The organism is Pelotomaculum propionicicum, from assembly GCF_004369225.1.
Lineage (GTDB): Bacteria > Bacillota > Desulfotomaculia > Desulfotomaculales > Pelotomaculaceae > Pelotomaculum_B > Pelotomaculum_B propionicicum.
In genome coordinates this window covers 12,034-33,300 of the sequence record NZ_QFFZ01000014.1, presented here as the reverse complement: position 1 = coordinate 33,300, position 21,267 = coordinate 12,034, and the positions used below count along the sequence as shown (strand labels likewise).

Annotated in this window: 21 protein-coding genes, 1 pseudogene and 1 riboswitch; of the genes and pseudogenes, 1 reads left to right on the top strand and 21 read right to left on the bottom strand. The window is 49.4% G+C overall.

What is annotated here, in order from left to right; translation table 11 throughout:
- Positions 1-41: 41 nt before the first annotated feature.
- Together glnA and Pmgp_RS08215 are read right to left on the bottom strand one after the other, a co-directional pair.
- Positions 42-1,370 carry a type I glutamate--ammonia ligase gene (gene glnA, locus Pmgp_RS08220; protein WP_134213509.1) on the bottom strand — a complete coding sequence of 443 codons (1,329 nt, stop codon included), beginning with the start codon at positions 1,368-1,370 and terminating at the stop codon, positions 42-44.
- 153 nt (positions 1,371-1,523) lie between these two features.
- Positions 1,524-2,102, bottom strand: a complete 579-nt coding sequence (locus tag Pmgp_RS08215; RefSeq protein WP_134213508.1) for an ANTAR domain-containing response regulator — start codon at positions 2,100-2,102, stop codon at positions 1,524-1,526.
- Positions 2,103-2,405: 303 nt separating this feature from the next.
- Between Pmgp_RS08215 and Pmgp_RS08210 the strand changes: the two genes are divergently transcribed.
- A complete protein-coding gene (locus tag Pmgp_RS08210; protein ID WP_134213507.1) occupies positions 2,406-3,518 on the top strand; it encodes a PRK06851 family protein in 1,113 nt (370 codons plus the stop codon).
- Here the strand turns inward: Pmgp_RS08210 and Pmgp_RS08205 are convergent.
- From Pmgp_RS08205 to Pmgp_RS08110, 19 genes and pseudogenes are all read right to left on the bottom strand, one after another.
- Complete coding sequence (locus Pmgp_RS08205) at positions 3,508-4,650, bottom strand: putative sulfate/molybdate transporter (protein ID WP_134213506.1); 1,143 nt, start codon at positions 4,648-4,650, stop codon at positions 3,508-3,510. The two genes, Pmgp_RS08210 and Pmgp_RS08205, sit on opposite strands and share 11 nt — an antisense overlap.
- Positions 4,651-5,147: 497 nt before the next feature.
- Positions 5,148-5,846 (bottom strand): amidohydrolase family protein, encoded by a 699-nt coding sequence (locus Pmgp_RS20695; protein WP_345789132.1) that lies wholly within the window; start codon positions 5,844-5,846, stop codon positions 5,148-5,150.
- Positions 5,839-6,426 carry an amidohydrolase family protein gene (locus Pmgp_RS20690; RefSeq protein ID WP_345789131.1) on the bottom strand — a complete coding sequence of 196 codons (588 nt, stop codon included), beginning with the start codon at positions 6,424-6,426 and terminating at the stop codon, positions 5,839-5,841. The genes Pmgp_RS20695 and Pmgp_RS20690 overlap by 8 nt, the downstream gene beginning before the upstream one ends.
- 24 nt (positions 6,427-6,450) lie before the next feature.
- Positions 6,451-6,555, bottom strand: a pseudogene (locus Pmgp_RS08190) (hypothetical protein); the annotation flags it as partial.
- A gap of 27 nt (positions 6,556-6,582) precedes the next feature.
- Positions 6,583-6,807, bottom strand: coding sequence for an aminotransferase class I/II-fold pyridoxal phosphate-dependent enzyme (locus Pmgp_RS08185; RefSeq protein WP_192902853.1), 225 nt, complete (start codon positions 6,805-6,807; stop codon positions 6,583-6,585).
- A gap of 515 nt (positions 6,808-7,322) precedes the next feature.
- Entirely contained in the window at positions 7,323-8,582 is a 1,260-nt protein-coding gene (gene hisD, locus Pmgp_RS08175; RefSeq protein ID WP_134213504.1) for a histidinol dehydrogenase, read from the bottom strand.
- 673 nt (positions 8,583-9,255) lie between these two features.
- Positions 9,256-10,134, bottom strand: a complete 879-nt coding sequence (locus Pmgp_RS08170) for an ABC transporter substrate-binding protein (protein ID WP_134213503.1) — start codon at positions 10,132-10,134, stop codon at positions 9,256-9,258.
- Positions 10,135-10,163: 29 nt separating this feature from the next.
- On the bottom strand, positions 10,164-11,045 hold the full coding sequence (locus tag Pmgp_RS08165) for an ABC transporter substrate-binding protein (RefSeq protein ID WP_243119776.1): 882 nt from the start codon (positions 11,043-11,045) through the stop codon (positions 10,164-10,166).
- Between the two features lie 113 nt (positions 11,046-11,158).
- Positions 11,159-11,278: riboswitch (molybdenum cofactor riboswitch) on the bottom strand.
- A gap of 331 nt (positions 11,279-11,609) precedes the next feature.
- On the bottom strand, positions 11,610-12,371 hold the full coding sequence (locus Pmgp_RS08160) for a Rossmann-like domain-containing protein (protein WP_134213502.1): 762 nt from the start codon (positions 12,369-12,371) through the stop codon (positions 11,610-11,612).
- A gap of 12 nt (positions 12,372-12,383) precedes the next feature.
- On the bottom strand, positions 12,384-13,154 hold the full coding sequence (locus tag Pmgp_RS08155; protein WP_134213501.1) for an ATP-binding cassette domain-containing protein: 771 nt from the start codon (positions 13,152-13,154) through the stop codon (positions 12,384-12,386).
- Entirely contained in the window at positions 13,151-13,912 is a 762-nt protein-coding gene (locus Pmgp_RS08150) for an ABC transporter permease (RefSeq protein ID WP_243119775.1), read from the bottom strand. Before Pmgp_RS08150 ends, Pmgp_RS08155 begins: the two co-directional genes overlap by 4 nt.
- A 61-nt stretch (positions 13,913-13,973) precedes the next feature.
- Complete coding sequence (modA, locus tag Pmgp_RS08145; protein ID WP_134213537.1) at positions 13,974-14,786, bottom strand: molybdate ABC transporter substrate-binding protein; 813 nt, start codon at positions 14,784-14,786, stop codon at positions 13,974-13,976.
- Between the two features lie 32 nt (positions 14,787-14,818).
- Positions 14,819-15,487: an ATP-binding cassette domain-containing protein gene (locus Pmgp_RS08140; RefSeq protein WP_134213499.1), complete on the bottom strand. Its 669-nt coding sequence runs from the start codon at positions 15,485-15,487 to the stop codon at positions 14,819-14,821.
- 16 nt (positions 15,488-15,503) lie between these two features.
- Positions 15,504-16,175, bottom strand: coding sequence for a molybdate ABC transporter permease subunit (modB, locus tag Pmgp_RS08135; protein WP_134213498.1), 672 nt, complete (start codon positions 16,173-16,175; stop codon positions 15,504-15,506).
- A 9-nt stretch (positions 16,176-16,184) separates the two neighbouring features.
- On the bottom strand, positions 16,185-16,958 hold the full coding sequence (gene modA, locus Pmgp_RS08130; protein WP_134213497.1) for a molybdate ABC transporter substrate-binding protein: 774 nt from the start codon (positions 16,956-16,958) through the stop codon (positions 16,185-16,187).
- Between the two features lie 729 nt (positions 16,959-17,687).
- Positions 17,688-17,894: a TOBE domain-containing protein gene (locus tag Pmgp_RS08125; protein ID WP_134213496.1), complete on the bottom strand. Its 207-nt coding sequence runs from the start codon at positions 17,892-17,894 to the stop codon at positions 17,688-17,690.
- 128 nt (positions 17,895-18,022) lie between these two features.
- The gene (gene tsaA, locus Pmgp_RS08120) at positions 18,023-18,826 is read right to left on the bottom strand and encodes a tRNA (N6-threonylcarbamoyladenosine(37)-N6)-methyltransferase TrmO (RefSeq protein ID WP_134213495.1); all 804 of its coding nucleotides are present in this window, start codon (positions 18,824-18,826) and stop codon (positions 18,023-18,025) included.
- A 24-nt stretch (positions 18,827-18,850) separates the two neighbouring features.
- Positions 18,851-20,635, bottom strand: coding sequence for a radical SAM protein (locus Pmgp_RS08115; protein WP_134213494.1), 1,785 nt, complete (start codon positions 20,633-20,635; stop codon positions 18,851-18,853).
- The gene (locus tag Pmgp_RS08110) at positions 20,632-21,255 is read right to left on the bottom strand and encodes a class I SAM-dependent methyltransferase (protein WP_134213493.1); all 624 of its coding nucleotides are present in this window, start codon (positions 21,253-21,255) and stop codon (positions 20,632-20,634) included. Before Pmgp_RS08110 ends, Pmgp_RS08115 begins: the two co-directional genes overlap by 4 nt.
- Positions 21,256-21,267 lie beyond the last annotated feature (12 nt).

The window sequence follows — 21,267 nt, the reverse complement described above, 5'->3', positions numbered from 1 at the left end:
AGTTATTTATTAACGCTCCCGCTAAGCGGGAAATGTTAATTCTAGTGGTTGATCAGGTACTCATCAAGCTCCCACTTGTGCACTTCAGCCTGGAACCTCTCCCACTCCAACTCCTTGCTTTCCATGAACCGGATGGAAATGTTCTTACCCAGGGTCTTCTGAATGAACTCATCCCTCGCCAGCGCCTGCAGCGACTCGCCCAGGCTACGGGGCAAACCTTCCTTTTTCACCAGTTCAACCAGGTCTGCCGGCTCGGGGCTGTCTTCCGGACGCGGCGGCGGCGGCACGATCTTTTCATTTATACCTCGCAGGCCCGCTCCCAGGGAAGCGGCCAGGACCAGGTATGGATTGCAGGTTGGGTCAGGGCTGCGCAGGATAATCCTGGCTCCGTCTCCCCGCTCCGCAGGCACCCGGATCATGGTGCTGCGGTTGCTTTCCGACCAGGAAATCAAGACCGGACACAGGTTATTGGCCAGGAGGCGCTTGTATGAGTTGACCAGCGGGTTGGCGACGGCGGTGATCGATCTTGCGTGCCGCAGTATGCCGCCAATATAGTTGTAAGCAATTTCACTGAGCCCCAGCTGCCCGGCAGGGTCGTCAAACACATTCCTGCCGTCGCTCCAGAGGGACTGGTTTAAATGCATGCCGGAGCCGCTCAGCTTACTGATCGGTTTAGGCATAAAAGAGGCGTGCAGCCCGTGCCGCTGCGCGATAGTGCGCACCACAAACTTAAAAGTGGCTATTTTATCTGATATGGCCAGGGCGCTGTCTTCTTTGATAAATATTTCATGCTGCCCGGGCGCCTTCTCGTGGTGGGACGAAGAAATTTCAAAGCCCATCTCTTCCAGGGTCAGCACCATGTCACGCCGGGCGTTTTCACCCAGGTCAACCGGTGACAGGTCGCAGTATCCCGCCTGGTCGTGCGTGATGGTGGTAGGCTTGCCTTTAGCGTCCATGTTGAACAGAAAAAACTCAATCTGGGCGCCTACCTGCAGGTTAAATCCCAACTTGGACGCATTGCCGGCTATCCTTTTCAGGGCGGACCTCGCACAACCGCAGTACGGACTGCCGTCCGGCGCGTAAACATCGCAAATCAGCCGGGCAACTGAACCATCCCGCGGGCGCCAGGGGAAAATTTCAAAGGTGGACGGGTCGGGACGCAGGTAGATATCGCTTTCCCTGTTGCGCACAAACCCTTCAATAACCGAGCTGTCGAACATAATCTGCCCGTCCAGGGCTCTTACCAGTTCTTCCACAGTAACCGCGATGTTTTTAAAAACACCAAAAACGTCAGTGAACTGCAGCCGTATGAACTTGACATTGTATTCTTTAGCCTTTTCCAGAACCTCTTCCCTTGTGAAAGTGTTCATAGAATGCTCCCTCCCAAAACAAAAAACGCCCTGGAAAGACCGTGTACAAACAAAGTCTTTCACAGGACGCCGTTGCCCCAAAATCATATGGTCAATTGATTTAATAATTATAGCATAAAATTAATATTAATCAATAAATTTAGAGAAAATTTTTTACATTTTTTTAAGCACTTTAATTACACTGCGGGCAACCCTCGCTATAGGCACACATTTATCCATACTAATTTTCTGCAAATATTTATAAGCCTCCTGCTCATTTAAGCCCTTTGCTTCCATAACCATGCCCTTGGCCTTTTCCACCAGTTTTCTTTCCTCAAGGGCGGTTTTAAGCCGCTTGTTCTCCTCCACCAATTTCGTAAATTTCTTAAAATTGGCCAGGGCAATCTCAATAGCCGGGAATAGCTGTACATCACTCAGGGGTTTGGGCAGGCAGCCAAAGATCCAGTAATCTTTTACTTCCTCCAGCAGACCTTCCTCATGTGACTCTATCATCAGGATCACCGGCGCGGTCCGGTGCTCCTCGATAATCCTGATGATACCCAGACCCTGGACACCAGGCAGTTTGGAGTCCATGATCACAAGGTCAGGCTCAGTCTGAAAGATCACCTTTAAGGCGCTTCGTCCGTCCCCTACTTCCGCTGTCACCATGTAACCGGCCTGCACAAGCATTTCTTTTATTCTTTTACGATTGCCCACATCAGCATCGGCGATGACAATCCTTGTCCCGAACATAGGGACGCACCTTTCTTAGAGGACAGATTTTATAAAAATATTTGCACAATTCTAGCTTGTATTTTAACACGGCCTTTTTAAAAAAGATATAAATTTTTGAGTTAACGGGCGCTGTGACATATTCAGCCTGGTGTCACATATTATTATACTGCGTTTAAAAAATTAACATATCCGGGCAAAGGCGCCAGGAGAAAAGCAATGTAACACCGTTTTCTTGGTGTCTTTTCCTTGCTTCAAGCAGAGGAGGGATATAGAAAACGGTTGTTTGTTTGGGGACTTATTTAATAATTGGGAGGTTGAAAAATGACCAGAGGAAAGCTAGTCAAACTTTTTCCGGGCGGGAACACTGCCAGAGGCTTTTATTCCTTCTATGACCACATTATTGAAAAAGACGCGACCCATATATTCATTTTAAAAGGCGGTCCCGGTGTGGGGAAATCGACATTCATGCGCAGGATCGGCGAAGAGATGCTGGCGCGGGGCTATGATCTGGAATTTCACTGCTGCTCTTCAGACAACGGGTCCCTGGACGGCATCTGTATTCCGTCTATAGGCGTCGCCATGCTCGACGGCACGGCGCCGCACGTCGTGGACCCCAAAAATCCGGGTGCGGTTGATGAAATTATCCACTTGGGGGACCATTGGAATGACCGGGGCATCCGCGGCAATAAAAAAGAAATCCTGGCCATTAACAGGGAGGTGGGGCGTCTTTTTAAACACGCTTACGCCTACCTGGCCGGAGCCAAACTTTTTCTTGACGAGGTAGAGTCTTACTACACGGAAAGTGATGCCTTTAATGTGGGGACCTTTAACAGAATGGTCGCTGACCTGGCAGGCGAGATATTTGACGGCCAGCCCCGGCTGGACCGCAAGCCTAAAGTCAGGCGCCTGTTTGCCACCGCCATTACGCCGGACGGTCCGGTAAGCCACCTGGAAACCGTAGTCGGCTGCCTTGGCAAAAGGTACATTATCGAGGGGGACGACGGCACGGGCAAAAATATCCTGGTCAGCCGCATGCTGGAAGCGGCCCTGGCCAGGGGTTACAATGTAACAGCCTTTCACTGCGCGCTGAATCCCAGCAATATCGACCACCTGGTAATTCACGACCTGGACCTGGCGGTAATCAACAACGTGGAGCCGCATATCTACAAACCCAAGGAAGGAGACAGCGTTATCGACACCATGACCTGTACGGACCCGGTGGTCAACGCGGCCTTCCTCGCGGAAAAAGGCGCCGCGCGGGGCATGTACCGCCAGTGTATGGAGCAGGCCATATCTTTTATCGGGCGGGCGAAAAAGGCGCATGACGAAATGGAGAAATACTACGTGCCTTTCATGAATTTTGAGGCGATCAACGCGCGCCGGGAAAAGACCCTGCAAAGGATCCTGGAGCTGGCGGAGGAGTTTAAATCTTAAACAAATTTCTTTTAATCAGTTCCTGTGTGATTATGCCGGCCAGGAATCCGGCGCCCATGTTCCAGATGGCAAACCCGGCGGTGATCAGCAGTATGTAGTAATCACTCTTCTCACTGCCAGCGTCGCGAGCTGAAGCTGCCAGCTCCAAACCGGCGAAAAACAAGATCACACCTAAAACACTTGAGGGGAAGATTTCCAATATCAGCAGTACAGAGCTGCTGAAACACAACCCGGCTATCAATAAAACAACACCCAGGATGATTAAAGCGCCGCCGGTCCGCGCCCCAAAGCGGACATGTCCGGCCATGCCGCCCGCCCCGTGGCAGACGGGGATGCCCCCCAAAAGCGGCGAGAAGAGATTTAGAATCCCCTGGGAGATGGCCATCTTTTTTTCATTAACCTGCCGCTCCGGAAACAGCCTGTTGTTTTCAGCCGTGATGGCGAGCACGGCGTTGCCAAATGTTAGCGGAATCTGCGGAATACCCAGGATCAACGCGCCCCTTAGGAAATCGTTCCAGGAAACCTGTCCCCAGACCAGGCGGGGCAATTGAAAAGCAAAGTGGATCCGGGACAACTCCTTAAGCAGGTCCGGGTTTTTCAGGAGGGCAGCCCCGACTCCAAAGATGATTAACACAAACATGGCGGGGATGCGCTTATTGTTGAGCAGCAAAAAAGTGATAGCCAGAGCAATGGCGGCAATGATGAAATCGCCCAGCATCATTGTCACGCCCTGAGTGATAAAAGACAGGCCCAGGCCCAGAACTATTCCTCTTATCACAGGTTTACTGGTGAACCTGGTGATCAGGTCCAGAGCTCCGGTCAAACCCATGGCCAGCCAAAAGATGCCGGTGAATATGCCCGCCCCCCAGACCATACCTGGTGTAATCGCGGCAGCCTGAGTAATGGCGGCGCCGCCGATCGCTTTCATTGGCTGTACCGGCACCGGTGTCTTATAATAAAGCCCGGCGCCGATTAACATAACACCAAAGGTAAACAGCAAACCCAGCGGGTCTATTTTCAGCACCATGATATAGGCTATGGCAAAAGGTATAAGGGTGCCCAGGTCACCAAACGCGCCGGCGAACTCATAGCGGTTAAAGCTGTTGCCCGGGGCCTGTACTTTGTCCGGCATTAACTTCTGCTCCTTCGGCTAATGCGCTTTCAGCAATAGGTATAACCATTTACTTAAATTCGATAACAAATCTAATAATTCCTATCAAAGAAAGCGACCAACCGGTATTAACCTGTTGGTCATTTGTTAAGTTCAGTAAAGGTTGATTATATAAGCAATATTTTCCAAAATACAGGCCTCCAAAGCAGGACTTTGCAGTAAACGCATTGTATCTACTCTGAAAATGCCATTCAAACAGGAGGCTCAAGTCATGAGTGCACCCTCAAGTATAGGCAAACTGGCTATTCTTCTGACCATAGGCACCCCTGACGACGTTAAGGAATGAGACATCTCTATTTGAGGCCTAACTTACAGGCCGAGCTATGTCCCCAACTTTACCAACCCGTTTTATTTAAGCCTGTTTTACAGGATCTGATCCTTCTGAAAATTCTCCAGCTGCAGGTAGAATTCCACAGCGTCAATCAGCGCTTCCTGCGGTACCAGGCCCACAATTTCACTCAAGCTAGTCCTCCTATGACCACATTGCCGTCCTTGATCACCGTCTTAACCAAATTCGTGCCGAAACGGTACGGCAGGTAGCTGTACGTTGGGGCGTTAAAAACCACCAGGTCGGCCTTTTTCCCTGTCTCAATGCTGCCGATTTCTAATGCCCTGCCAATGGCATGGGCGGCATTGATGGTTGTCGCCGATATTACTTCAGCCGGCGTCATTTTAAACTGCCGGCAGGCAATTCCCATGACCACGGGCAGTGAATTAACCGGGCTGCTGCCGGGGTTAAAATCACTGGCCAGCGCCACCGCCACTCCCTCCCGGATCATTTTCCTGGCCGGCGCGTATTGCCCGCTCATCAAACAAAAGGTGGAGGCGGGCAGGAGTACAGCCACAGTGTCGCTTTGGGCCAGAGCTCTAATCCCCTCTTCAGAAACAGCCATCAGATGGTCCGCGGATATGGCGCCAACTTCGGCGGCAAGCTCACCGCCGCCGAGAGAAACAATTTCATCAGCATGTATTTTAGGGCTCAGGCCGGCTTTCTTGGCCTCCAGCAGCAAGCGGCGGGACTGGTCCACCGAAAAGACCCCTTCCTCGCAGAACACGTCGCAGAATTCAGCCAGTCCCAGATCCACCACGTCCGGCAGCATTTCTTCAATTATGAGGGAGAGGTAGCCCTCCGGGTCATCCAGGTACTCTTCAGGCACCGCGTGCGCCCCCAGGAAAGTGGGAACCAGGTCCACCGGGTGGGTCCCGGGCCAGTTCCCTGATTACCTCCAGCATCTTAAGCTCGTCATCAACTGTCAGGCCATAGCCGCTCTTGGCCTCCGAGGTCGTGGTGCCCTGGCTGAGCATCTGGTCCAGGTAGCCCCGGGCTGTCCTGTACAATTCCTCTTTGGTAGCGGAGCGAGTGCTCCGGACAGTGGAAAGAATGCCTCCGCCCGCTTTTAATATTTCCAGGTAGCTCATCCCCTGGATTTTTAAAGCAAATTCATGCTCGCGCGAACCGGCGAACACCAGGTGGGTATGGGGGTCAACCAGGCCGGGCAGGACAACCTGCCCGCCCGCGTCAAGCACTTTCATGCCGGGGTAGAATTCTATCTGGTCAAGCACCTCCAGGGTAGTTCCCACTATTGTGATTACTCCGTCCTTGACCGCTACCGCTCCATCCTTGATTACCCCGATTTCTGCCAGGCTGTCTCCCCGCTTGGGGTTATCGGAAGCCCCCGCCACGGTAACCAGTTGGCCAGCGTGAATTAACAAAAAGTCAGCTTCTTGTTTAGGCATTTGCTCAAAACACCTTCTAACGTTTTAGGACTCCAGCATCGGTATTTTTATACCGTTTTTCCTGGCTACTTCCATAGCTCTTTCGTACCCGGCGTCAGCGTGCCGGATAATCCCCATGCCCGGGTCAGTAGTAAGTACATTATCCCCTAAATTAACTTAAGACTCTTTTAATGAGTTCAGGGCATCTGCCAGCTGTTCAAGGAAAAACTGGTTTTCATCAGGAGTGCCAATGGTAATCCGGGCAAAGGTGGGGTAGCCCCAGTAACTTCCGGGGCGGATAATAACCCCCCTTTTCAGCAGTTCAGGGAATAAAACACTCATTTCCACACCCAAATCGGCAAATATGAAGTTAGCTTCCGTGGGAACGTAAAAAATCCCCAATTTATCCAGTTGTTTGCGGCGCCTGCGCGATTTAGTTTAACCAGCTCTTTCTGTGATTTTATTGTTGCCTGGGCATCGTATACAGCATCATTGGCCTGGCGGGAGTTGAGGCTGAACTTGCCCTGTACAGCCAGGCGTATATCCTGGGTTTTCCAATTGTCCATAAGTCTCTTAAATGACCACCTTACAGCGGCGCAATAGCGGCCCATCGATTATCGAGGAAGATTCTTTGGATTTCCGTTAACTGGAGGATGACGCCTCTAACCGTGGTTTTCACCGGCAATCACCTCCTATAAATCCTCTAAATTAATTATATTTTTGATATTCTTACTAGCTGACGATATTGATAATTTATCCATTGGCACCACTCCCTACCATTACCATATCAAAACAGGTGTTCGTGTCAATGGTTTGTCTATATAATGGTTTGTTATTAAATGTGTAATTTTGTATATCTATTTTGAAACAGTTACATTCCTCCCTGCCCATCTTTTATGGACCTTAACAAGCCCGCGTTAGCCCCTGCGCAGGTCGGCCGCGCGCTGGTGCGCCAGCAGCCCTTCCAAACCGGCCAGGTGCGAGCAAGCCCCGGCCAGGCCGGCCGCGCCGCCGGCGGTAATCTTCTGGTAAGAAGCCACTTTCACAAATGTACCGGCCCACACACCGCTGGCAAAGCGGGAACAACTCATGGTCGGCAGGATGTGGTTGGTGCCGGAAATATAATCACCAAACGCTACCGGTGCGTTGGCGCCGATAAACAGGGAGCCGAAGTTATGCAGTTTGCCTGCCAGTTCGTCGTTTTCCCGCGTTTGCAGCTCCAGGTGTTCCGGGGCAAAGCTGTCCGCGACCAGGGCTGCCTCGTCCAGGCTTTCCACCAGGATGACCTGGCCGTTATCTTCCCAGGCCTTTAAAGCCGCCGCGCCGGTGCTCAGTGTTTTGCTTTCGTTGATAACCGCTTCCTGTACCTTTTCCGCCAGCGTGCGGCTGGTTGTCACCAGTATACCCCTTGCGGCGGCATCGTGCTCACACTGGGCCAGCAGGTCACAGGCTACCAGGCGGGGCGAGGCGTCCTCATCAGCAATAATAAGCACCTCGCTGGGCCCGGCCAGGATGTCGATACCGACATCCCCGCTGACCTGCCTTTTGGCCTCTGTCACGTACATGTTGCCCGGCCCGACAATCAGGTCAACCCGCCGTACTGAACCGGTCCCGTAGGTATAGGCGGCTACGGCCTGGGCGCCGCCCATGCAGTATATTTCGTCAGCGCCCGCGATATCCATGGCCACCAGTACGGCGGGATGGATGCCTGAAAAGTCCCTGGCGGGCGGTGAACAGGCCGCCACTCTTTTAACCCCGGCTGCTTTGGCCGGGATAATGGACATCAGCGCGGAAGAGGGCAGCGGGTACCTGCCGCCTGGAATATACGCCCCGCACGACTGAATGGGAATCAGCCTATGGCCGAGCACCACTCCGGGAGAGCTTTCATATTCCAACGGCAGCAAGCATTTAAGCTGCTGCTCCGCAAAGGACCTGATCCTGGCCGCTGCCAGATTCAAAAATCTAACTGTCTCCCCGGGCACCTGACTGTAAGCTTGTTTGATCAGATCCGACGGTACTCTTAATTCAGCAACAGGCACACCGTCGTGGCGCAGGGTCAGGTCCAGCACAGCCTGGTCGCCGTCACGGCGCACCGCCTCAATAATACCGGAAACAGCTTCCTTTACCAGGGCCGGATTCTGCACTGCGGCCCCGTCCGCTTTTTTTAAAATAATCATACTTTTATTCCGCCTTAATCTTTGGATTTACTCTCTTTAATAATCTTGCCTTGATCGGCATCTATAAGGATATAATCCCCGTCACGGACCAGTTTATAGAACTTCTCCCCTGAAAACCCACGGGCTTGTCCCGTGGGATGAAAGGGGCGGCCGCCCGTTTAGGACGATAAGTGTCTTTACAAACAGACGTTCCCATGGCATGATATTCCTGTGCTCTTTGACAATCAGTATGGGGTTGCAGCAGGTCAAATGGGCTGCTGCGTAAAACTGATTCCCGAAAGAGACTGGTGCTTTCAAGTAAGCACGTATCTACGTAGCCGCATGGTGAAGTAGTAGATGCCCATGGACCGGGCCAGGGCCAAAGCCCTGTAGCTCACGAGAGAGCGTACCTTCGAGGCGGGCCGCCAGGTTTGACATTGAAATCTCCTCGGCTTTTATGATAGATCGTTGCTGTATTTTGCCTGTATACAAGAGAAATACCACAAATACGCTAAAATTCCTGCGTCAGTTTACTAATTTCTATTTAATCAGTGAATAACTGTCATATTTTTAAACAAAAAAGGCGGGGTAAATCACCGCCTAAGGTTGTTGACAGTCTGAGGCGGGGTAAATCCCCGCCTGATAACCTTTTTGCATATATTTTTAAAGGCCAATTTTGTGATGCAGAGTTACTTTACTTGCCGAGGTCGGCTTCATTTTTACCGGCGTCCGGGATGAACAGAGACTGTCCGTATGTCTCTTTCTTGAATTCTCCGATAGTTTTCTGGGTGTCCGGATTGATCATGAAGTCAACAAAAGCCTTGGCTCCATCTTTGTTGACCTTGCTGAATTTTTCCGGGTTTACCTGCATCACGTGATAAATGTTCAGGAGGGATTTATCTCCTTCACTCAAAATCTCCAGCTTGAAATTATTCTTCTGGGCCAGGTAGGTCGCCCTGTCGGATAAGGTATATCCTCCCTTTTCATTGGTGATGTTCAGGGTGGCGCCCATGCCTGTGCCGCTCTTCTGGTACCAGGCTCCTTCAGGTGTTATACCGGCTGCTTTCCAAATGGATAATTCTTTGGTATTGGTGCCGGATTTATCATCACGGGATACAAAAATGGCTTTTTTGTCAGCAATCTTCTTAAAGGCCTCAACCGCTGTGCTGCCCTTAATAGCGGCGGGATCGCTCGCCGGGCCGACAATGATAAAGTCGTTGTGCATCACTAGCTGGTAATTTATGCCCACTCCGCTGTCAACCAGCGCCTTCTCATCGGCAGGAGAGTGTACCAGAAGCACGTCGGCTTCACCTTTTTTGCCCATTTCCAGGGCAGCGCCGCTGCCGACTGAGATAATTTTAAGGTTATAGCCTGTTTTTTGCTCAAACACCGGCTTCAGCACATCGAGCAGCCCGCTGTCCTGGGTGCTGGTGGTTGTGGCCAGGATCAGGTCCTTGACCTGCGGTTGAGGCGCCTGTTGGGTCGCCTGCTGCTTGCCGCAGCCCTGGATTAAGCCAATAACCAGGACCAACAACGCAATTACCAGCGGCAGAGCAAATTTTTTTACCTTCATTTAAAATCCTCCTTTTTATTCTAGACTTTTTATTTGGGAAGTGTTTTCCCTTCAGCTGAATTGGGGTAGAACAAAGGCTCGCCGTACTTGTCCTTGCCAAAATCCCTGATGATCGTCTGTCCCTCTTTGGAGGTGCAGAATTCTACAAACTGCATGGCCAGCTTGTCTTTAACCTGGGGAAACTTGGCCGGGTTAACCGGAATCAAGCTGATGTAGTTGATTAATGACTCTTCCTTTTCAACCAGCACTTTTAACTTAATATCGTTTTTCACAGTCAAATAAGTAGCCCTGTCTATAACCGTATAGCCATTCTGCTCGTCAGTGTATTTAAGGGTTTTAACATTGCCTTCCGCGCCTTTTTCATAAATCCTGTACCAATCACCTGAGGGATTAAGCCCCGCGGCCTTCCACAGGTCCTTTTCCGCCACGTGCGTCCCTGAATTGTCACCCCGGCTGATAAATAGGGCTTTGCTGTCCATAATCTTCTTCAACGCTTCAGCTGAGGTCTTTAAACCCTTAATCTGCGCCGGGTCGGATTCAGGACCGATGATTACAAAATCGTTATACATCAGATCTATTCTCTGTGTACCAAATCCATCAGCAACGAACTTTTCTTCCAGAGCCTTGGCATGGACCATTACCAGGTCAAAACTGCCGCTCTCAGCCATTTTCAGCGCTGCTCCGGTGCCGGCGCCCACATGTCTTACCCTGATCCCAGTCTTCTTTTCAAAACTCTCCTCAAGCGCGCCTACAATGCCGGCGTCAATCGGGCCGATGGTGCTGGCCAGTAGAATCTGGTTCTGCGCGGCGGCCGGTGTTTTGGCCTCCTGTTTGGCGCACCCTGCCGCCATAAGCAGTGCTAGAACGGTTGTAGAGGCAATAACCATGACTAGCTTTAACCCCCACTTCAATACAATCCCCTCCTTAAAGACTGAAAATTCTAAAGGATGTTTTAGACCGGCTGTTCACCCCCTTAGAAACAATTTGCCGGGCAAGCTGCGAAAAAACAGCTGGCCCGGCATGGGAAGCCAAATCCAACTCTCCTTTTCGCAATGGAAGGCACGTAGGTTTCCCAGCGCACCCTGCCGGCCGTCAACCATAGCCATATGACTTTAGGTTGTGCGGCTCGAAGAGCATATGAATCCTGTATTTTACATTTATTACTGCAATTTCTTGCAAATCGCAGTCTGTTTAAGATCTTCTTTAAAATTTATTATTTTCCTGCCTTATCATAATAAAATTGCATATGATTAAACAAAACTAAAACATAATTTATTTATGTTAAGTTATTTTGGTTTATAATCATTATGGTAATATTATTGTCAACTGTTAACCAGTAATGTTGTCTTATATAAAGCAGTCATTAAATCTTTTAACTGATTTAATAAAAAAACTTTGCCTCAATCTGAAAGCAAAGTTCATTTCCCACAACTATGACTACCAAAATATCCGGTTTTAAATACCTCACAAAATGTTTATATATTATTCCTGCCAGCTTCTGATGCGGGACAAAACCTTGGAATCCCCAGTAAAGCCGCCGCCCCTGAGCCCGTTGTTCCGAAAAAGACCAGCGGCTTGCCGCTCTGTTCCAGTGCATCAATAGTACTGTTGCAAATGGTGCTGCCGGTGGCAAAGATAACATCGCTGTCCGCGATATGTTCAGCCAGGCCTATAGAGCCGTCTTCTATCACTACCCCTTTTTTGTTCTGTCCTATATTGGCCGGGTCCAGGTCCAGAACAACTAAAGGAAAAGCCTTATGCAAGGCTTCCGCCAAAGCTGGCTGGTAGCCGATCATCAGAATCCTCGGCTTGCCGTATTCTTTTCGGAAAAATTCCACTGCCTGTCGCGCGCATTCTTCCGGCCCTTCATTGCGGCAGTGAATCGTGTTTAATACTTTTCCGGCATGGCAGGCAACCGCATTAAGGGTGGCCGTGTAAACAGCCCTCTGAAAATCATCTATCAGCGGCAGTGCCAGCACATCTTCCAGTGTCCCCGTAAAATCACCCAGCGAACCGGTAAAAGCCTGACCTCTGCAGCCCATCACCTCTGCCTGCAGCAGGCGCTCTTTCCCTTTTAGCAGCACATAGTCTTTACGCCTGGTGGAGCCGATAGCGTCTTCCGGACTTAAAGGTTTCGCCGTAACTTTGACTTTTGCCTGTTTGAGCCCGCATTTGTCAACGAGCAGGGTAAATTCCTTTTGCAGGCGGCTGGAAAAAGAATCTGTACTTTCTGTCATGACCTAAACCTCCTATTTGTTTTCCCTAAAGCGCAGCTGGCTAAGGACCTGGCCGGGAATCAGGTTTTCCCCCTGTAAAAATTTTGCAACAAATTCAGTTGCCGGGTGATAAAAAATATCCAATGGCTCCCCTTCCTGCTCAACCTGCCCATCATGCAGAACAATCATACGCTTGCCAAGCTGCAAAGCTTCAGAAAAGTCGTGCGTCACATGAATGATACTGAGACTCTCCGTCGCGTGAATTTCCCTCAGCAGATCCTGCAAGGCATGACGGGTCTGCTGGTCAAGTGAGGAAAGCGGCTCATCCAGAAGCAGCAGGGGGGGCCGGGTTAGAATAGCTCTGGCCAGCGAAACCCTTTGCCTTTCCCCTCCGCTTAAAAACCTTGGATAACGGTCAAGCAGGTGGTTAATCCGCATGGCTTCGGCCAGCTGTTCCATGCGCCGTAATATGGCAGGGTCACCGGCCATCTTCCTGGCCCTGGCGCCAAATAAAATGTTTTCTTTAACAGACAAAAAAGGGTATAAAAGGCTGTCCTGATAAGCAACCCCAATGTATCTGCACTCCGGCGGCAAATGTGTGATCTCTTTGCCGTTCAGGAACAACGCCCCGTTATTCAGGGCACGCAGCCCGGCAATGGCTTCCAGGAAAACAGTTTTGCCACATCCGGTCGGCCCTAAGATAATAACATAATCACCCGGGTTCATTGAAAAGTTAATATCTTTTAAAGAAAATTTGCCGACATTGATCGTCATGTTATGAATCTCAAGCAGCTTTTGGCTCATAACCGCACCCCAGTTCCGGTAAATACCTTGAAGAAGCTCATCAAAACGAGCGCCACCAGCAACATGATAACCGCGGTCGCTATGGCAAATTCCATGTCGCCGATGGTCATATTTAAAAAAATGGCCACCGACAGCGTTTCTGTCTTCATCCGGGTAATGCCGGCCAGCATGGCGGTAGCCCCGAACTCGCCTAAAGCCCTGGACCAGGCCATGGTCAGACCACCCAGAATACCCCCTCTGGCCAGCGGCATGGTCACCCGCAGAAATACTTCAGCCGGCGAATAGCCAAGGGTGCGCGCCACATTTTCCAGGCGGGGATCGATGGCATCAAAAGCCTGTTTGAAAGTTTTCACGGCAAACGGTGTGGCAATAAACCACTGGGCAACAACCACCCCACGGGCAGAAAACACAACATCCAGTCCCAAACTAACAAGCGCATTCCCCAAAATGGGACCAAACAGGATCAGCAGGGCTAAACCGCTGACCAGCGGCGGCAGCACAATCGGCATGTCCAACAAGGTATCGACCAAAACCTTTCCCGGGAAATTATAGCGGGAAAGAATAAAACCACTGGGTATTGCAACAACGGCAGCCAAAGCGATGGCGATCAGCGACGTCCAAAGAGTAAATACGACTGCAAAACGGAATTCAGGGTTCCTGATCACGGAAAGAAAAGCGGCCCATTCCCCATAAAACAACAGGCCGCTTATCAAGATTATCATGAACACTGTGAAGAGAACGAAAATCAGCCAGAACATCCCCCGGAAAAAATCCACGCGAGTTCCAGTCATAATATTTTTACCTGTGCTTTCAGCAATATTAGCTCTTCGTTTTAAAACCATATTTTGCAAATACTGCGGGGCCTTCCGTTTTCATAAAGGCAAGGAAATCTTTCGCCTGCTCTTTCTGGGTGGTGAAAGTAAGCGTGGCGCATGGTATTTGGTCAACAATGTTTACAGCCGGATCTATTTCAATTAAGTCGAGCTTATCCTGGTTTTGATACGTGTTGCTGTATTCCACAATACCCGCGTTCCCCTGGCCCATCAGGATCGCGGCTACTACCTTGGCGGGACTCTCCAGATAGACTGGCCCATTTTTCTCAATATCCGCGGTGATGCCCAGCTTGTCAAATGTTTTGAAAACAGTCTTACCCAGCGCCGTAGCTTCTTTATCCGGAATGAGCAGTTTCACGCCGGAACGGGCAAGGTCCTGGACTTTGCTGATATTAGCCGGATTCCCTTTGGGGGTAATGATAACCGGTGTATGATAAGCAATTGTGCCTGCGATTTCATCAATATAGCCTTTTTTCTGCGCGGCTTCTACGAATGGCATACCCCCGGGCAAATAAATATCGCCTTTTTTCATGGTTTCCAACTGACTGAGCAACGACCCGGAGTTATTAAAGGTCAGCTCGACCTTGACTCCTGTTTTCTGCTCATACATCTGGGCCAGTTCACTTACCGGATCTTTAAGGTTTGCTCCCACATAAGCAAACAAAGGCGTTTTCGCCTGAGCCGGCGCGGCGTTCTCTTTTCCGGCAGGCTTGCCGCAGCCGGATGCCAGAAGCGCTATAAGCAAAGCCAGCAACGCTGTTTTCCAAACCTGCGCCAATTTTATGGTCAAACTGCTCATCTCCTTTTCCAACTTATTAATAATGATTTCCCTTACATTGATACCACTTTCGGGGCGCTCTCCCCAGTCAGCCTTGTTTCCAGTGTAATAGTGATATCTCCTAAATATTGCGCGTCTTCTTCGGCATGGGTGACCAAAATAAAAGGTATCTGCCACTGTTCGTGCAGTTTTTTCACTTCCTGCATGAGGCCTGTCCTGGTGTTCTTATCCAGGGCGCTGAAAGGCTCATCAAGTAAAAGCAGTTCCGGTTCGACAACCAGCGCCCTGGCCAGGGCCACCCGCTGCTTCTCCCCGCCGGAAAGCTGGCCGGGATAGCGGTCAATCAGGTGACCCACACCAAAAGAATTCAACAGTTCCACAGGATCTACCGTAGAACCGTCCTTCTTGCGTCTTTTGCCTTTCAGCCCGTAAAAAACATTTTGCCTGACCGTCATATGCGGGAAGAGGGCGTAGTTCTGAAACAGGTAGCCGACATTCCTGGCTTGCGGAGGGCTGTTAATCTTTTCACCTGATGAATATAAAACCCGGTCGTTTAATTTGATAAAACCTTCATCCGGCTTGAAAAGCCCGGCCAGAAGGTGCAAAATGGTGGTCTTGCCTGAACCGGACGGACCCAGCAGGATAAGAATCTGGTCAGCCACTTTCAACTGCACGTCCAGGGTGAAATGCCACAATTTTTTGTGCAAGCTGGCTTCTAACATATATCACCTTTAAGCCTTAATAAGTCTGCTTTTTGGCCCAGCGGTTAACCCAGAATATGACAATAAAGCTAAACACGGTAATGATGGCCACCAGAGTCCTGGCCATAACGTTCTTGCCTGATTCCACCGCAAAATATATGGCGGTTGGAATCGTCTGGGTCTGGCCCGGTATATTGCCGGCCACCATCAAAGTCGCGCCAAATTCACCCAGGGCGCGGGCAAAAGTCAGCACCAGGCCCGCCAGAATACCCGGCCAGGCCAGAGGCAGCGTCACTGTGAAAAATATTCTTACTTCACTTGCTCCCAGTGTCCTGGCCGCTTTTTCATAATTCACGTCCACACTTTTAAAGGCCGCCTTGGCGCTCTGGTACATCAGCGGAAAAGCTACAACGGTAGAAGCAATGACAGCCGCCCACCAGGTAAACACCAAAGTAAGGCCCATGCCAGCCAGAGCTTTGCCCAACAAGCCGTTTTTACCAATCAGCAACAGCAAACCGTAGCCGACAACCGAAGGAGGCAGCACCATCGGCAGGGTTATCGCCGCCTCTAGAATATCCTTGCCGTAAAACTCTTTGCGGGCCATCAACCGGGTTAGAGGCACACCCAGGCAAGTAACAGCAATAGTAGCGATTATTGCCACCCGGAGCGAAAGAATAACCGGGTGCCAGTCCATCTCCTGTAAGGACATAGTTAATTTCTACTTAAGGACTTTGAAGCCATATTTTTCAAAAACTTTAACAGCTTCGTCTGTAGTAAGGAATGCCGCAAACGCTTCCGCCTCTTTTTGGTTTTTGGTGCTCTTGATCAACGCCATGGGATAAACAATAGGTTTATTGGAATTGGCGGGGGCTGCCGCAATGATTTTAATATTAGTGCTGGTTGCCGCGTCAGTACGGTAGACCAGTCCCGCGTCCACATTGCCGGTCTCAACATAGGTGAGTACCTGGCGCACGTCTTTAGCCAGGACCATTTTAGGCTGAAGCTGGTCCCAAAGCTTAAGAGCAGTTAATGTTTCTTTGGCGTATTGTCCTGCCGGCACTGTCTCCGGTGTGCCGATGCTGATTTTCTTTACACTTTCACTGATCAGACCATCAAATCCAGCCAATGTGCTGTCTTTGCCGGCTATCAGCACCAGTTCGTTCCCCAGCAGGTCCTTGCGGGTAGAGTCTATAAGCAGCCCTTTTTGCGCCAGGGCATCCATTTGTGACTTGCCGGCGGATATGAACAAATCTGACGGGGCGCCTTCCTCAATTTGTTTTTGCAGGGTGCCCGAGGCAGCCAGATTATAGGTAATTGTTACATTTGGATGTTGCTTTTCATAAATTGTCTTCAACTCCGCCGCGGCGTCCTGCAGGCTGGCTGCCGCTGAAATAGTCAATTCCGTTTTCGCTTGTTCTTTTTTTCCGCCGCAACCGGTGAGAGATGCCACAATAAATAACATTAGAGCTAAAAATACTAATATTCTTTTCAATATTTTCCCCTCCTTAAAATTGTTGATTCCGCAAACTAATTAAAATGTCACCACCCTTTCCCAATTACAACATGTATTTATAATTGCCCCAATAAAAAACAAAAATCCCTGTCGTAAGTTCAGGATAAAAATATAACTGCACTTAACTCAATACCACAGAACCAGACGTTAGTTTTTCAACCGAACTAATCAGTCTTTCCAACCCGCAACTTACACAACATCACTACACTGTAAAAAACGTTACATAATATCACTACTAAAATAATAAAGTAGGTCGTTAGTATTGTCAACACAGTTAGTTGAATTGTTTATTGTTATTTTTATTAATGTTATTACATATTTTGATGGCTGGCCATGATTTTACAAACACAGTCATTCAAATAAAAAAGCCGCCCTTCGGGCGGTTCTTCCTTTTCTAGAAAATGTCTTCTAAACTGTTATGCCACAGCTCTTTAGGACGCATTTCTCCCCCACATTTTTCACAGGCAAACCTGGGTGGTATAGTCTGGTCCCCTGGAGCAACCAGATCAAAATACTGGACTACCTCTTCCGGGATTTCTTCTTCAACATTACACTGCAAACAGGACTAGCTGGATAGCCCCATATAGAGCCCCACCAATGTATACTTTCCTTAACAATAAAAAACCGGACTCTTTAGCCCGGTTCAATCCAGCCTTTGCCAGCACGGTTATGAACTGCAAATGACCTAAAAGCCGTTTTTCACAAAACTTATGGCTTGCCAATCATAACCGAACTTGCTTTAATGACTGCGACCACCTCGTCGCCAACCTTCAACCCCAACCTTTTAACTGAATCGACAGTTATTGTTGAACACATTTCTTGTCCTCCCACATCAAGGATTACTTCAGCGGCAACTTCACCCAGTTTAATGTTCTTGACACGGGCTTTCAGATTATTACGGGCACTAAGCTCCATGACAAGTCCTCCTTCAAAAATGTTTATTTTTACTTGTCAATGCGTTATATGCACAGATAAAATGCTGTCAAGTTAATATTCGCAGTTTTCAATAAATATCTTTTCCACTTATTTAAAAATATTATTCATTAAATTACCTGCATAGTTACTTCCATGATATCACTATCATACAACCTTAAAAAATCTTCCTTGTCTATCATCCGGCAGGCTGTGATACTCAGCACTTTGCCCCCACGGCGCCAGACAGTGCGGCCTGGCGACTCCGACGGGCGGTATTCAAACCGGGGAGGGTTGGCCAGCCTGGCTCTGGACAGGCCCTGTATGGTATCGGCCAAGCAGGGTGAGCCCTCAACCGTGACACGGAGGTCCGGCGTAATAAGCTGCCCCAGCTGCTCTTCCGCAATCAGTCCCATGCGCACCGCCAGCAGGAGGCCGGCACATTCCTCCTGATGGTGCGCCAGGGCTAGTTTTAAGAGCGTATTCCTTCGCATTTCCCGCTTAAATGGATATATGTGGGGCGTGCGCGGGGAAAAGATGATATCATTTTCAAAGTATGGCTTAATATCTAGCACGGGGGTTCCGTTTACAGCATCCATCCCGGTAACATGAAGCGCCGTTCCTGCCACCCTGTCCAATTGCACTAAACTCAGGCCGACCGGGTTGGGGCGCACCGGTGTCCGCAGCGCGAAAACCCCGTAGCTGAGTGAGTTGGGGTTTACCCGGTATGGAGTAGCCGTAAGGGCGTCGCGCCGGGCCAGGTGAAACCAGGTCAGGATCCAGAGGTGAGAGTTCTTTTCGATCCGCCGCAGGGCGCCCGCATACTCCCGAAAAACCTCCACAACCGCTTTTTGTTCAAAGTCAGGCACCGCCTTGTGGTCGAGCAAATCTGATTTCACAACCCCAACAGGCCTGATCACAATGTTTTCAAGCACAAGTCCATTCTCCTTTTTCCGGCGTCAATTGCTTACCCACTTGAAATTGCTGCCTGGCTTACCAAAGGAAAGGTTGGGATTGGACAGGGAAAAATCCAGGCCATAAAATTTATCATAGAAAAATTTTGCTTCAGCGAGCAGATCAAAATGAAACACACTGGGATGCAGGACATTTGCAATAAACATCAGCCCGAGAATCCACCTGGGGCTGCCGAAGTCCCAGCAGGGCGCCGGGTGTTTATAGATCTTTTTTTCCCTGACCGCCTCCACATTTAAGCCGGCCATCAGGCAATCAGCGTAGAAATCTTCAACTGGCGAGGAAATAAAGGAGGAAATAAAAATATACTCCGGGTTAAGAACTTCCAACTCCTCATAGGTAATTGACGAGCCCGGCCTGCCGTTGCTGACTATCTGTTTATTAACACTAATGCCCCCTGCCGCCTCGACCAACTGGTTTTCCAGGCGTTCTCCCTTAATGCAGAAATTGGGCTTGCCCATAGCATAGTACACCCGTGGTTTTTTTGCAACAACACAGAGCCCGCTTTCAATTACAGAAATTTTTTCTTCAATGTAACGCCCGAGATCTTCTGCTCTGTACTCCAACTGAACCATTTTCCCAAAATGCCTGATGGTTTCAACATAAGTTTTGGGGTTTTGAATGTCATTATGAAGTTTTTCAAGATGCCTGTTGCAAAGCACATCTTCCCATACCTGCACAACCTTTTTAAGATCCTTCACACCCATGGCAATTAACATGGCTTCCATCATTTCCAGAGCTCTGGTATAAGGATAGCCACCTTGAAAAGCGCCTTCCCGGTATGATTTTTGGGCAACGGGCCCTATAATGTTTAGTTCCCGCCCGCATTGCGGGCAGCAGTTGCTTTCACTCAAACCCAGACCGCCAGGCACCAGTTTTGACCCCATCGGCCCGTAAAAATCCCGCTTTATGACAAGTCCTCTGCAGTCTGGACAAAATGTGCTTAGATACTCAGTTCCAGGTGAGTTGAATAAATATACGAAGCTGAGCTTTTCCCTAAGCTTCTCCCGCAGTGCCTCAGCATCTCTAATCGTTGCCTCCAAAGATAAATCCGCGCTCTCCACAGGAATAAATCTCATAATTTGCAGAGGTATGTCCGCTGAAATACCAGCTAAATATTCGGCAAGACTCAACAGTTCTTCCCGGTTATCCCTATAGAAAATACAGGAAACTTCAACATGCACACCTTTTTCATAGAATTTTCTAATGTTACTCAAGACCGGTTCGGGTGTACTGCCCCCGCATTTGCGGTAAGCCTCGCCGGACATCCCTTTAACACCTATGCTGATAAAATCCAGGTGGTCAATGATTTTAGCCATTGCTGTTTTAGTAAAGTAGGCGTTTGAGGAGCACCCGACCAGCAGCCCGCGCTCTTTGGCGGCTTTGGCGACTTTTACAAAAGTGAGGAATGACGCCAGGGGATCGTTCATTAAAAAAGTTATGCCGATACAATCATTCCTTACCGCCTCATCTACCACCTGTTCCGGTGACAGTTCCCGCAGCGCCCTGCTCGAAGGACCCATTTCCCTGACAATTACCGCGGAAATGCACCCATCACAGTTAAAATTACAGCCGGCTGTACTGATCTGCAGGAATTTCCCGCCGGGATAAAAGTGCAGCAAGGGCATCGTTTCTATTGAAATAGGACAAATAATAAGGTATTTATCAGGATACAGCTCAACTATTTCCTCTCCTTTTCTGCTGTAAAGCCCGCATGCGCCCGTGCCTCCCTCCGGGATTACGCAGCCTCTTTCACAAATGTTACAGTTCATAAGTTTTTCCTCCTTATCGTTACCCATAAGCCTGTTTCATTTCTGGTTACATCAAATGTGGGTATTCCTGACTGCTGCAATACGTCTCTATAGCGCATTAAATTACTGTCACTATTATGATTTTTTGTTCTCTCCCGCCATTCGATATCTCTCTTTTGCATTTCGCAAAATATTTGTTTTTTAAGCTTGGGTGTACCAAAACCACCTCCAATAAAAGCAGCGCCTCCCGGTTTAAGCACCCTGTATATTTCCTTAAAAGCCTTGTGGTGGTCTTCCCAAAAAAACACCGAGCCCCTGCTTATTGCCAGGTCTATCGAGCCGTTATCCAGGGGAATTTGATGTACGTCACCATACAGGGTTTGCACCTTTGCTTCCATTCCCCGGCTGGCAATGTTTTGGGCGGCGATTTTCAACATCTCCTGAGAATTATCAAATAAATAAACATGCAATTCAGTGAGCCCGGCCATGGCGATACCAAGGTAACCGCCGCCGCAGCCAATGTCCAGACATGTTCCCCTGGTTATACCTGCTTTATGTTTTATCTGCTCTGCGATGACAGGATAAACCGGGGCAAACACCTCACGGGCGATTTTGTCAAACTCCGGCACATCAATTTCCATCTATCCATTACT

Bases quoted from the DNA above. Each gene is read 5' to 3' on its own strand.
- Pmgp_RS08160 (WP_134213502.1), bottom strand. From the start codon at position 12,371: ATGACAGAAAGTACAGATTCTTTTTCCAGCCGCCTGCAAAAGGAATTT.
- Pmgp_RS08140 (WP_134213499.1), bottom strand. From the start codon at position 15,487: ATGTTAGAAGCCAGCTTGCACAAAAAATTGTGGCATTTCACCCTGGAC.
- Pmgp_RS20690 (WP_345789131.1), bottom strand. From the start codon at position 6,426: ATGCCTAAACAAGAAGCTGACTTTTTGTTAATTCACGCTGGCCAACTG.
- modA (WP_134213537.1), bottom strand. From the start codon at position 14,786: ATGAGCAGTTTGACCATAAAATTGGCGCAGGTTTGGAAAACAGCGTTG.
- Pmgp_RS08110 (WP_134213493.1), bottom strand. From the start codon at position 21,255: ATGGAAATTGATGTGCCGGAGTTTGACAAAATCGCCCGTGAGGTGTTT.
- Pmgp_RS08170 (WP_134213503.1), bottom strand. From the start codon at position 10,134: ATGAAGGTAAAAAAATTTGCTCTGCCGCTGGTAATTGCGTTGTTGGTC.
- modB (WP_134213498.1), bottom strand. From the start codon at position 16,175: ATGTCCTTACAGGAGATGGACTGGCACCCGGTTATTCTTTCGCTCCGG.
- Pmgp_RS08115 (WP_134213494.1), bottom strand. From the start codon at position 20,635: ATGAACTGTAACATTTGTGAAAGAGGCTGCGTAATCCCGGAGGGAGGC.
- glnA (WP_134213509.1), bottom strand. From the start codon at position 1,370: ATGAACACTTTCACAAGGGAAGAGGTTCTGGAAAAGGCTAAAGAATAC.
- Pmgp_RS08150 (WP_243119775.1), bottom strand. From the start codon at position 13,912: ATGTTCTGGCTGATTTTCGTTCTCTTCACAGTGTTCATGATAATCTTG.
- Pmgp_RS08215 (WP_134213508.1), bottom strand. From the start codon at position 2,102: ATGTTCGGGACAAGGATTGTCATCGCCGATGCTGATGTGGGCAATCGT.
- Pmgp_RS08125 (WP_134213496.1), bottom strand. From the start codon at position 17,894: ATGGAGCTTAGTGCCCGTAATAATCTGAAAGCCCGTGTCAAGAACATT.
- Pmgp_RS08210 (WP_134213507.1), top strand. From the start codon at position 2,406: ATGACCAGAGGAAAGCTAGTCAAACTTTTTCCGGGCGGGAACACTGCC.
- hisD (WP_134213504.1), bottom strand. From the start codon at position 8,582: ATGATTATTTTAAAAAAAGCGGACGGGGCCGCAGTGCAGAATCCGGCC.
- Pmgp_RS08205 (WP_134213506.1), bottom strand. From the start codon at position 4,650: ATGCCGGACAAAGTACAGGCCCCGGGCAACAGCTTTAACCGCTATGAG.
- Pmgp_RS08155 (WP_134213501.1), bottom strand. From the start codon at position 13,154: ATGAGCCAAAAGCTGCTTGAGATTCATAACATGACGATCAATGTCGGC.